The organism is Candidatus Aquicultor sp. (assembly GCF_054640775.1).
Genome location: NZ_JBTSLF010000079.1, coordinates 1 through 12112 on the forward strand (window position 1 = coordinate 1; position 12112 = coordinate 12112).

The window sequence follows — 12112 nt, forward strand, 5'->3', positions numbered from 1 at the left end:
TCTTTGAGGAGACGGTTGCGCTCTACAAAGGCGACTCCAAAGCGGTGAGCAACTGGATGCTGGGCGACATCTCATATTATCTCAATACAGAAAACCTCGAGATCGACGAAACGGCGGTGACCCCGAAACACCTGGCCGAGCTGCTTAAATTGATGGACAAGGGCACGATTTCCGGCAAAATCGCCAAGGAGATATTCCCGGAGATGTTCGATACCGGCAAGCTGCCTCAAGTCATAGTAGAAGAAAAAGGCATGACCCAGATCAGCGACGAGTCGGAAATAGAAAAGATCATCGACTTAGTCCTCGAGGAGAACGTCTCGGCGGTGAAGGAATATCACGAAGGAAAAGACAGGGCATTTGGTTTTCTTGTCGGGCAGGCCATGCGCTTAACTAAAGGCCGTGGAAACCCACAGCTAATCAACCGGCTCTTACGGGAGAAGCTGCAAGGGTAGATAACGGAACCCACAATCTTAAAACAACCCAGGTGAGACTCAAGCGCATACATGAGGTCCGAAGATTCTTTCGCACAGCTAAAGGCAGGGAACTTTCCCAACAGCTTTGAAAACCGCTGGCGCACGAAGGATGGCGGGAAACGTCTCATATCCTGGACAAACGCCGCCAGGTCGAAGAAGCCGCAGAACTGCTCGCTGAACATCAGCGACTGTGCGCATAACATCGCAACATGATTCGCTATTCTACTTCTTTATAACAACATTGCTGATGGCAACCTTCTAGCAATCCAGAAAAATGCGATTTTTGACGATATTGTTAGTATGGAACGATAATCTCTATGAGAAAAAGAAGTGGTGGTTATGGCTACAGAGGGCATAGGCGTTGTTATTACGCTTAACGGTGTTACCGAAGTATTCATAAAAGGTGAGGCAGGGGAAGCAAAGGAATATTATGAGCTCTATGAGGATATAAAACCATATCTCGAAGAGCTTGATAAGAAGATCGTCAAGAGAGTAAATCAGATACAGAATATCAAGAAAAATATAAACCTCGTGGTGGAAGAATTGATTACACCGCCGGAAGAAAAGTATTGGTAACGAAATTCTTTAAAGAACAAGAAAACCCCAGCAATCATGCTGGGGTTTTCTTGTTCTAGTGTGGAGAATAGCGGACTCGAACTGGTCGATTATTTGAGAGATTACAGTTTATGCCGGTCAATAAAATCCAGTTGCCTCAGATTAATCTGCAAGCTTTCACTTATGAGAAGGAATACCGGCCAACAGCTAGAATACCTAGCGATAGTAGTCGTATATCTGAAGAAATGTATAAAACGCAGGTTCGGGCGGTATATAGAAGATACAACTCACTTAATAGGTGGCCGCAATTAAGGACGGTCGGCAAATAGCGGCACGGAGAGCGGAAGGTAGCATGAGATGCCGGGTTTATATGACCTTATAAACGATATGGTGAAATCGGCCCAGCAAGCTAGCCAGCAGGGCAGTCAACGGGGCGGCCAGCAGGGTGGAGAAGGGGATAAAGGTGGTAATATGTCACAATTAGGGCCTCGACCGACAAGACAGTTTGCAGAGCCTACGGGCGTGCACGTTTCGCTCGGAGGAACGTTGCGGGCGGTTCTCGTTATTGTTCCCGCGATCATCGTAGGTGCGATACTTTTTGCGATATTTGGCGCCAATAACCCCACGGCGATCATGCTTGAGCTGGTGTTTGTCGTGCTTTTGTATATTGCCGTCTCCGGCCTGCGGGTCGCGGCGCAGTGGGAGCGCGGGGTCGTGCTGCGGCTTGGGCGCTTTCAGGCGGTTAGAGGTCCGGGCGTTATCTATATCATACCGTTTTTGGATTTTGTGCGGTTTGTAGACAACCGTGTTCTTGCGCTTAACGTTCCCGGACAACGGGTTATAACCAGGGACAATGTGCCCGCGCAGATCGATGGCGTCATCTTCTTCTATGTCGCCGATGCTGAAAATGCCATAACGAAAGTGCAGGATTTCCGTTTCGCGATAGCCCAGTACGCGCAGGCCTCACTACGGGATGTTGTGGGGTCGCTTTCGCTGGATGATCTGTTGACCGAGCGCGAGCAAATTCAGGAGCGCATCGGCGTGATCGTCGAGGAGCATATCAAGGAATGGGGAATTCATATCGACTCCATTCGCCTGCTTGATATCGACATGCCCGAGGAGCTGAAGCGGATGATGTCACGGCAGGCCTCCGCGGAGCGCGAAAAACGGGCGACTATCACCAAAGCAGAAGGCGATAAGCTTGCCGCCATCAACCTCTCCGAGGCGGCCGCGACCATGGCGAAAAGTCCCGGTGCGATGCAGCTCAGAACGCTCCAGACGGTTGATGGTCTCGGGCCGAGCGCCTCAAATACCGTCGTTCTGTTCCCGACAGAATTCAGCGATATGGCCGCGCAACTCGGGCAGATATTTGGGAAGAAGGGATAGACGCAACAACTACTTAACGAGCGGGAATTCTACATACAAAAGCATGAAAAGCGCCTGTCGTAAAAAGCGGCGTTTGCAGCAAATCCAAGGTTTTACTGGGATACTACATGTAAATTGCCCGGTAAATCAGCGATAATCCTTGCCTTAATCCTTATTTTTCCTCTAAAATAGTAATCTACGGTTGTGTAGCATTTTTCCAATAATGTGTTTCGACGGTATTCCTATAAACACGTTCCGATAATATACTCTTCATGTGAAGATGTGATTTGGGGGTAGTAAATTGGCAGATCCGAAATTAGATAGCTTTGATCTACATAACTCATATGTAGATATCGATCCATCAAAACTTAAAATCGATGACACCACGTTGCGTGACGGTGAGCAAACGGCGGGCGTTGTTTTTTCCAACCACGAAAAGATAAGAATCGCCCAGTTGCTTGATAGGGTAGGTGTGGCCCAAATCGAAGCCGGCATCCCGGCGATGGGCGGCGACGAGAAGGCGGTAATCAGGGAAATAGCAAGTCTCGGTCTTAGAGCGAGCGTACTGGGATGGAACAGGCCGGTTATTGAGGATATCCAGCACTCCGTCGATTGCGGTGTGGACGCCGTTGCGATTTCTATCGCTACTTCTGATATTCATATCCAGCATAAGTTAAAAAAGGATCGCCAGTGGGTCGTCGACAGTATGATCCAGGGCGTTAAGTTTGCGAAGAGCCATAATCTCTATGTCTCGGTTAACGCCGAGGATGGTTCGCGCACCGACTTCGGCTTTATGGTCGAGTTCGGGCTTGCGGCCAAAGAGGCCGGGGCCGACAGAATCCGCTTCTGCGACACGATCGGTATCCTTGACCCCTTCCAGACGTTTTCTGTAATAAAGGATTTCAAGCAAGCGGTTGGGCTAGAAATCGAGATGCACACGCATAACGATTTCGGTATGGCGACCGCCAACGCGCTTGCAGGTATCAAGGCGGGCGCTACCTGGGTCAACACTACCGTAAACGGCCTTGGTGAGCGTGCCGGTAACGCGGCGCTTGAGGAAGTAATCATGGCCATGAAATATCTTGGTCATGTCGAATTAGGCTTTAAGACCGAGATGTTCCGCGAGCTTTCGGAGTATGTCGCGATGGCTTCGGCGAGGACTATCCCGATCTGGAAAGCCATCGTAGGCACCAACGTCTTTGCGCATGAATCAGGGATTCACGCCGATGGCGTTATTAAAAATCCAAAGACATACGAGATATTCTCGCCGGAGGAAGTCGGTCTGGAGAGGCAGCTTGTGATAGGTAAGCACTCGGGTTCGGCTTCCATTATCCAGAAATTTAAGGAGTTCGGCATCGAACTCGATAAGGAATCGGCACTGGAGATTCTGGCTGAGGTCAGGAGCGCATCGGTTGGTTTGAAGCGGTCGTTGTTCTCGAAAGAGCTTATGTATATTTATCAAGACTACCTGCGCAAAAGTGGAAAGGAGCACGTGCCTACCTGTGAGTAAGACGATTGTTGAGAAGATTTTAAGCGAGCACAGTGGAGCTGATGCTTATGCTGGAGATATAGTCGTAGCCGAGATCGACGCGGCGCTTGTCCAGGACGGTACCGGCCCCCTTGCGGTACAGCACCTGCAGAAACTGGGGATGGAGCAAGCCGCAAAGCCGGAGCGCACCGTTCTTTTTATCGATCACGCGGCCCCAAGCCCGCGCAAAGAGCTTTCCAACGCGCACAAGATGTTGCGCGACTTCGCTAATAAAACGGGGGCGATTCTCTCGGATGTAAACGAGGGTGTATGTCACCAGCGCATGGTCGAAGAGTATATGAATCCCGGCGAGGTGTTGATCGGCGCCGATTCACACACCTGTACGGCAGGTGCGCTTGGCGCGTTCGCGACAGGTATGGGATCGACAGATGTGGCCCTTGGAATCGCATCCGGCAAGACCTGGCTACGGGTTCCCGAGACCTTTAAGGTCTATGTTACCGGAGAGTTTAAAAAGGGCGTGTATCCCAAAGACTTCATGCTTTACTTTATTGGAACGATAGGCGCGGACGGCGCTACTTATAAAGCACTTGAGTTTTGCGGCCCTACCATCGACGCAATGGAGATATCGGGCCGGTTTACCCTGGCCAATATGGCGGTCGAGGCCGGCGCGAAGGCGGGGCTTTTTAACTCCGATGAAACTACGAAGAAGTACCTCGAGGAGCGGGGGCGCGGCGACAAGTGGCGCCCCATTTCAGCCGATGAAGGCGCCAACTACGAGATGGTTTACGAGATCGATGTTTCGGACCTCGAACCGACGATATCCGTCCCGCATACGGTGGATAACACGAAAGTCATCAAAGATGTCGAAGGAACCAAGGTCGACCAGGTCTATATCGGTACCTGCACGAACGGGCGTATTGAAGACCTGCGTATTGCCGCAGGGATTCTTGGAGGCAAGACCCGCAACCCGTACACAAGGCTTCTTATTTGCCCGGCATCGAGCGATGTGTATCTCAAGGCTATCGAGGAAGGCCTAATCGCCAAGTTTATCGCGGCCGGTGCCACTATCGTCAACCCGGGCTGCGGCGCGTGTGTGGGCGTGCACGGCGGTATTCTCGGTGACGGTGAGGTCTGTCTCGCCACGCAAAACAGAAACTTCCAGGGCCGTATGGGAAATCCCGACGGCTTTATATACCTAAGTTCACCCGCTGTTGCGGCGGCAACTGCTATTGAGGGAGTTATCGCTGATCCTCGGAAGTACCTGTAGAAGCCAGGAGCCAGAATCCAGAAGATTGTGGATCGAGGGTGAGAGTCACTCTAATTGCGATTTTCGAATTGAGGAGTTATATAGATGCAAATCAAAGGTAAAGCGTTTAAATTCGGTGATAGCATAAGCACGGACCATATCGCGCCGGGAAGGCTGTTTCATTTAAGGACGAACCTACCCGAGCTTGCCAAGCACGTGTTGGAGGATGCCGACCCGGAGTTTGCGGGTAAGGTGCGGCCGGATGATTTTGTTGTCGGCGGTAAAAATTTCGGTCTTGGCTCGAGCCGCGAGCACGCCCCGACCATTATAAAACTGGCGGGGGTCGGAGCGGTGCTGGCCGAGTCGTTTGCGCGTATCTTCTACCGCAACGCGATCAATATCGGCCTTCCGGTTCTTATCTGCGATACGACCCAAATCGATGCGGGCGACGAGCTTGAGGTCGATGTCAGTAAAGGCGAGATCAGGGATATCACCAAAGGTATTACGATCCAGGCAAAGCCGCTGCCGGATGTTATGATCAAAATCCTGAATGACGGCGGGTTGCTCGAGCATTTTCGCAAACACGGCGGCTTCGCGCTTGATGCATAATCAGGCGTTAGGCGCTACATAGCTCACAAGAAAGGTGATTGGTAAGTGCATATAATTACGTTAATCCCCGGCGACGGAATAGGGCCGGAAATCTCTGAGGCGATGCGCCGGGTCGTTGAGTCGACGGGCGTAAACATCGATTGGGACGTGCAGGAGGCCGGCGCGGATGTTGTGGATAAGTACGGCACTCCCCTGCCCGACCAGGTGCTTGATTCGATTCGTAAAAACAAAATCGCGATAAAAGGCCCGGTTACAACACCGGTCGGGAGCGGTTTTAGAAGCGTCAACGTCGCCCTGCGCAAGGAGCTTGACCTCTACGTGAACCTGCGTCCTTGCTACAGCCTAAAAGGGGTCAAAAGCCGCTTTGAGGATATCGACCTGGTTATCGTTCGCGAGAACACCGAGGACCTTTATGCGGGCATAGAATTCGAGGAAGGCAGCAAAGAAGTCAAAGAACTTATCGATTTTCTTAAAGAGCGCGGAGCCAAAATTCGCTTTGAGGATGCCGGCATCAGCATAAAGCCGATCTCCATTACCGGCTCGGAGCGGATCGTGCGGTTTGCCTACGAGTATGCACGCCGCGAGGGACGCAAGAAAGTCACCGCCGTTCATAAAGCCAACATCATGAAGCACTCCGACGGGCTTTTTTTGAGAGTCGCTAATGAAGTCGGCGAGAAATACCCGGATATCGAAACCGAAGATCGCATTGTCGACAACATGTGCATGCAGCTGGTGCAAAAACCAGAGCTATACGACGTTCTTGTCTGCCCTAACCTTTACGGGGACATTCTAAGCGACCTGTGCTCGGGGCTTATTGGCGGTTTAGGGATGGCTTCCGGTGCCAATCTTGGTGCGGAGTATGCGGTTTTTGAGCCCGTCCACGGCAGCGCACCCAAATATGCGGGCCAGAACAAGGTCAACCCAAGCGCACTTATCTTGAGCAGCGTTTTGATGTTGCGCCATATCGGCGAGCGCGAGGCGGCGGAGAAGGTATTTGCAGCGACGCGCGATGTCATTGCCGAGGGCAAGCATGTTACGTATGATCTTGGCGGCACAGCCGGCACATCTCAGATGGCGGATGCCATTATCGATAAAATCCAGTCGTAGACTCGACTACGCGGATACTGGGGCTAAGGTTGTCATCAGAAGATAGATAAAACTCTATCAAAATCTTCACGCTTATTATTAAAATTGCAAACTATTCGCGTTATACTTATCAGCAACATTAAGTATGCTCCTGGTGGAGCTTGCTAAGGAAGCTTATGGGTTGTTTGGAGTTATGCAGTGTTTAGTAAGCTGGAGCGAATAGCTGAGTCCATGGCTCATGCCGTACTTATCTTTAACCTGGACGGATACATAATCCTTGCCAATACTTCAGCCGAGAATATACTCGGCGTTCCGCGTGATGAAATCATCGGCCGAAGGTGCGATAACCAATCATGGAGCGTTACTACCGTAGATGGACAATGCATTCCCGATGAAGACCTTCCCTTCGCTAAAGCCATGAAGACGAAAAAGCCGGTGTACGGCCAGGAAATGATCGTCGCCCGCCCGGATGGCTCCCAGGTCATATTATCCGCAAATGCAGGCTTGCTGTATGACGAGGATAATCAGATCAGCGGGGTCTCCGTATCGTTTATGAACACCACCGGGCGCAGGATGGCGGAGAAATTGCTTCAGCAAACCGAGCAGCGTTTCCGCGGATTGCTCGAGAACGCCCAGCTTGTCGCAGTGATACTGGACGATCTGGGCAATATAGTTTTTGCTAACAAATACTTGCTTCAGATTACGGGTTGGCGGTGGGAAGAAGTGCTTAACGAGAACTGGTTTACCAAGTTTATCCCATCAGAGGATCTATGGTCGATGACACAGGTGTTCGTAAAGGCCGTTGATGAGGACAGGGTTTCCGCCAACTACGAGAACGATATCCTTACCAGTTCTTCAGATCGGCGCACGATCGCATTTAATGATGTCTATATCCGAAACTCCGAAGGTGATGTTATCGGTGTCGCAAGCATCGGCGAGGACATTACCGAACAAAAGCGTGCCGAGCGTGAACTCAAGGAATCAGAGAATAAATATCGATCGCTTATAGAAAATGCAAGTGACGCCATATTTGTCACTGATGTCGAAGGCAATATATTAGAGGTCAACAAGCAAGCCGAGGAGCTTACCGGTTACACCAAATCCGAGTTGCTCAAGATGAACTTCCGCGACCTTCATCTTAAGGAAGAAATCGATTTGATCGTTGCGGCGTTCAGAGAAGGGCTGAAGGCAAGTATGGGCTTTATTAATGATGTCACGATACTAAGAAAAGACGGCGGCACAACGCCGGTCGATTTGACGGGGACCGTTATAGCTGTCGGCGATACGGTTATCACACAGGCCATAGTCAGAGATATCAGCGAACATAAAAGGGCGTTCGAGTTAAGTGCTGCGTTGAACGACATAAACGATCTTATACACTCAACGCTTGATTTCGATGAGGTGATGCGCAGGGTCGTGGTTCAGGCCGCGAGAGCAATGGGCCTCGGTGCGGCGGCGATCTGCCTTCGTGAAAACAACGGTTGGGTTGTTCGCTACGTCTATGGGCATCCCGAGGAGATGGTCGGTGAGTGTTTTACCGACGACGAGTTCAAAGGTTCGGTGCTTGCCTTAGAGACAAAGAGCACTATCATAATAAGTGATGCCAGGACCGATCCACGGGTAAATCACGATTTGATCGAGCGGCTTGATGTCGACTCTTACACAGTTGTCCCCCTTGTTATGCGAGGCGAGGTCATCGGCACCATGGTGCTCATTCACGACCAATCACCGGTGCCCTTTGCGGATATCGAGCGCGATTTTGCGAATAAGCTAAGCTCGTCTATCTCGCTTGCGCTCGAGAACGCCCGGCTTTACACCGAGAAATAAGCCGGGTATGCTGTGAAGTCGTCTTGACACCCGAGCATGCGTTCTGTATAATCCCATCTAATATTCTCCACAAAGAGACATATAAAGCACAAGCAAGGAAAGAGGCAATGACGGGGAGTAGTAGACTTTCTTACTATATGAGCGAGCCGGGGGTGGTGAGAAGCCCGGTATAGGATGTAAGTCGAAAGTCGCCCCCGAGCCGACCTTCTGAACAGCGGTTTCGCTTAGTAGTCTGGTCCGTCAAGCCCACGTTACGGGCGACAAGAGTGGCTGCCGGTTTAATATCGGCTGCTGAATTTGGGTGGTACCGCGTGAGAAGTCCTCTCGTCCCATTGGGATTGAGGGCTTTTTTTAATTTCGAATGCCGAATTATCGATTGTTCTTTTCATTCGCAATTCAGCATTAATATTTCTCAAGGGGGAAACATGTCGCAAGCGAAAGCGTACAGAAGTGATGAGGTTAAGAAAGGGATAGTAAGGGCACCGCACCGGTCGCTCTTAAAGGCGACCGGGCTTACCGACGAGGAGATACGACGTCCGTTTATCGGCGTTGCGAACTCGGCGAATGATGTTATCCCGGGGCATATTCACCTGGATAAAATAGCCGAGGCCGTTAAGGCAGGCATTCGTGTGGCCGGTGGCACACCGTTCGAGTTTTCGACCATCGGTGTGTGCGACGGCATTGCTATGAACCATGCCGGTATGAAGTACTCGCTGCCGAGCAGGGAGATCATCGCCGATTCGGTCGAGTTGATCGTCGAGGCCCACCGTTTTGACGCGCTTGTTCTTATCCCGAGCTGCGATAAGGTCACGCCGGGAATGCTGATGGCGGCGGCGCGAATGAATATACCGACGGTTGTAGTAAGCGGCGGCCCGATGCTTACCGGAAAATATAGAGGTAGGGATATCGACCTTATCAGCGTTTTTGAGGCGGTCGGCTCTGTGGGAGCGGGCACGATGACTGAAGAAGAGCTTAACGAGTTCGAGACCTGCGCCTGTCCCACCTGCGGCTCGTGTGCGGGTATGTTTACCGCAAATACGATGAACTGCCTTACCGAGGCCATCGGCATGGGATTACCCGGTAACGGGACGATTCCCGCACCGTATTCCGAGAGGATTCGCCTTGCTAAGCTTGCCGGTATGGCGGTTATGGAGCTGCTGGCAAACAACGTTACGCCCGACAAGATCCTCACCAAAGAGGCGTTTAGAAACGCTCTTGCGGTGGATATGGCGCTCGGCGGTTCGACGAACACCGTGCTTCATCTTGCAGCTATCGCCCATGAGGCCGGTCTTGATTTCGATCTCGAAATGGTCGACAAGATAAGCCTGAACACGCCGAATCTGTGCAAGATAAGTCCGGCGGGGCACTATCATATCGAAGACCTCTACAGGGCCGGCGGCATAATGGCCGTCATGGCCGAGCTAAATAAAGGCGGTTATCTAGATACGACCGTTATGACATCGACCGGAGCGACACTCGCCGAGAATCTGAACGGGATAGAAGTTCTGGATACCGATGTTATCCGTCCATTGGATAATCCCTACTCAAAGACCGGTGGTTTAGCGATCCTCTTTGGAAACCTTGCCCCGGACGGCGCCGTGGTAAAGCAGGCGGCGGTCAAGGAGAACATGCTCAGGCATTCAGGTCCGGCCAGGGTGTTCGACGGCGAGCCCGAAGCGACCGAGGCGATCCTTGGCGGCAAAATCATGGCAGGTGATGTCATCGTCATCCGGTACGAAGGCCCGAAGGGCGGTCCCGGTATGCGCGAGATGCTTACCCCGACCTCAGCTCTAGCGGGCATGGGATTGGATGATAAAGTAGCTCTCATTACAGACGGGCGTTTCTCGGGCGGCACAAGGGGTGCGGCTATCGGACATGTCTCACCTGAAGCCCAGGAAGCGGGCCCGATAGCGGCGGTCAACGAAGGCGATACCATCGAGATAGATATACCGGGGAGAAAGCTAAACGTTGCACTCTCCGATGACGAAATAAAATCAAGGCTTGCGAGCTGGCAGGCCCCGGAGCAAAAAGTAAAAAAAGGGTATTTAGCGCGCTATGCCCGGATGGTCTCATCCGCGGCCAAAGGCGCAATTATAGAATAAATCCCCAATAAAACCAGGAGGTGATGTGAATGCGCATTACAGGAGCAGAAGCATTAATTAAAAGTTTGGAGATGGAGGGCGTAGATGTAATCTTCGGCTATCCCGGCGGGGTAGTCTTGCCCATTTACGATGCGCTTTTTGATTGCAAGACGATTCGTCACGTTCTGGTGAGGCACGAGCAGTGCGCCGGCCACTCGGCGGACGCCTATGCAAGGGCAACGGGAAGGGTGGGTGTCTGCCTTGTCACATCGGGTCCAGGCGCAACGAACCTCGTTACGGGACTGGCGAATGCCTGGATGGATTCGATCCCTATGGTCGCGATAACAGGACAGGTGGCGACTACCGTACTTGGAACCGATGCGTTTCAGGAGGCCGATATTACGGGCATCACGCTACCGATAACAAAGCATAATTATCTGGTAAAAGACATTAACCAGTTACCGACGATTATCCGCGAGGCGTTCCAGCTTGCTAAATCAGGAAGGCCGGGACCGGTGCTTATCGATATGCCGGTAGATATGTCAAAGGCTGAAATCGATTTCAAATATCCCGAGAATTTGACAATCCCTGGCTATAAGCCTACATATAAGGGCCATGCCAAGCAGATCAAAGAGGCGGCGAGACTTCTTACCAGGGCGCATAAGCCGATTATTTACGCCGGCGGCGGTATCGCGCAGTCCGAAGCGTGGGACGAGTTGCGCAAGCTTGCCGAGACAGTCCAAATCCCGGTGACGACCACGCTGATGGGCAAAGGCGTTTTTCCTGACGACCATGATTTGTCATTGAGGATGCTCGGCATGCATGGTACGCGTTACGCTAACTATGCGATTATGGATAGTGATGTTATCCTTGCGATCGGCGTCCGGTTCGACGACCGTGTAACCGGTAAGATCGCGACCTTTGCGCCGCATGCCACTATCATCCATGTGGATATCGACCCGGCGGAGATAAGCAAGAACGTTCGCGTCGATGTCCCGATAGTCGGCGACGCGAAAACCGTTTTGAAAGACCTGGTGGCCTACGTTCAGAAGATCGAAGAGCCGCATGAGGATAAAACGAAATGGCATGAGCTGATCGCGAGATGGAAAGAGGCCTACCCGCTTCACTACCACCAGAACGGCGTCATCCGTCCCGAATACGTTGTGGACACGATCAACAAGCTCACGAAGGACCGCGAAACGATCATCACCACGGGTGTCGGTCAGAATCAGATGTGGGCCGCTCAGTTCTATAGCGCGAACACACCGCGCGGCTTTATCACAAGCGGCGGCTTGGGGACGATGGGCTTTGGTTTGCCCGCCGCGGTCGGCGCTCAGGTCGGCAAACCGGATTCGGTCGTCATCGATATCGACGGCGACGG

9 protein-coding genes, 2 pseudogenes and 1 other annotated feature are annotated in these 12112 nt (G+C 51.9%); all 11 genes and pseudogenes read left to right on the top strand.

Features of this window, described 5'->3' with window-relative positions; genetic code table 11:
- Positions 1 to 452 (top strand): annotated as a pseudogene (locus ACYC56_RS07910) (Asp-tRNA(Asn)/Glu-tRNA(Gln) amidotransferase subunit GatB); the annotation flags it as partial.
- A 51-nt stretch (positions 453 to 503) separates the two neighbouring features.
- On the top strand, positions 504 to 686 hold the full coding sequence (locus ACYC56_RS07915) for a hypothetical protein (protein WP_461373639.1): 183 nt from the start codon (positions 504 to 506) through the stop codon (positions 684 to 686).
- A 126-nt stretch (positions 687 to 812) separates the two neighbouring features.
- Positions 813 to 1049, top strand: a complete 237-nt coding sequence (locus tag ACYC56_RS07920; RefSeq protein ID WP_461373640.1) for a hypothetical protein — start codon at positions 813 to 815, stop codon at positions 1047 to 1049.
- 336 nt (positions 1050 to 1385) lie between these two features.
- Positions 1386 to 2414: a slipin family protein gene (locus ACYC56_RS07925; RefSeq protein ID WP_461373641.1), complete on the top strand. Its 1029-nt coding sequence runs from the start codon at positions 1386 to 1388 to the stop codon at positions 2412 to 2414.
- A gap of 331 nt (positions 2415 to 2745) precedes the next feature.
- Entirely contained in the window at positions 2746 to 3903 is a 1158-nt protein-coding gene (gene nifV / locus ACYC56_RS07930; RefSeq protein WP_461373647.1) for a homocitrate synthase, read from the top strand.
- Positions 3896 to 5149 (top strand): 3-isopropylmalate dehydratase large subunit, encoded by a 1254-nt coding sequence (locus tag ACYC56_RS07935; RefSeq protein WP_461373642.1) that lies wholly within the window; start codon positions 3896 to 3898, stop codon positions 5147 to 5149. The genes nifV and ACYC56_RS07935 overlap by 8 nt, the downstream gene beginning before the upstream one ends.
- 84 nt (positions 5150 to 5233) lie before the next feature.
- A complete protein-coding gene (locus ACYC56_RS07940; protein ID WP_461373643.1) occupies positions 5234 to 5737 on the top strand; it encodes a 3-isopropylmalate dehydratase small subunit in 504 nt (167 codons plus the stop codon).
- 102 nt (positions 5738 to 5839) lie between these two features.
- Positions 5840 to 6844, top strand: a complete 1005-nt coding sequence (locus tag ACYC56_RS07945) for an isocitrate/isopropylmalate dehydrogenase family protein (protein WP_461373648.1) — start codon at positions 5840 to 5842, stop codon at positions 6842 to 6844.
- A gap of 177 nt (positions 6845 to 7021) precedes the next feature.
- Complete coding sequence (locus tag ACYC56_RS07950) at positions 7022 to 8650, top strand: PAS domain S-box protein (protein WP_461373644.1); 1629 nt, start codon at positions 7022 to 7024, stop codon at positions 8648 to 8650.
- A 98-nt stretch (positions 8651 to 8748) separates the two neighbouring features.
- Positions 8749 to 8985, top strand: a binding site (T-box leader).
- A gap of 90 nt (positions 8986 to 9075) precedes the next feature.
- On the top strand, positions 9076 to 10752 hold the full coding sequence (gene ilvD / locus ACYC56_RS07955; protein WP_461373645.1) for a dihydroxy-acid dehydratase: 1677 nt from the start codon (positions 9076 to 9078) through the stop codon (positions 10750 to 10752).
- Positions 10753 to 10781: 29 nt separating this feature from the next.
- Positions 10782 to 12112, top strand: a pseudogene (gene ilvB, locus ACYC56_RS07960) (biosynthetic-type acetolactate synthase large subunit); the annotation flags it as partial.

Coding starts and splice junctions, on each gene's coding strand:
- ACYC56_RS07915 (WP_461373639.1), top strand. CDS start 504: ATGAGGTCCGAAGATTCTTTCGCACAGCTAAAGGCAGGGAACTTTCCC.
- ACYC56_RS07920 (WP_461373640.1), top strand. CDS start 813: ATGGCTACAGAGGGCATAGGCGTTGTTATTACGCTTAACGGTGTTACC.
- ACYC56_RS07925 (WP_461373641.1), top strand. CDS start 1,386: ATGCCGGGTTTATATGACCTTATAAACGATATGGTGAAATCGGCCCAG.
- ACYC56_RS07940 (WP_461373643.1), top strand. CDS start 5,234: ATGCAAATCAAAGGTAAAGCGTTTAAATTCGGTGATAGCATAAGCACG.
- ACYC56_RS07945 (WP_461373648.1), top strand. CDS start 5,840: ATGCGCCGGGTCGTTGAGTCGACGGGCGTAAACATCGATTGGGACGTG.
- ilvD (WP_461373645.1), top strand. CDS start 9,076: ATGTCGCAAGCGAAAGCGTACAGAAGTGATGAGGTTAAGAAAGGGATA.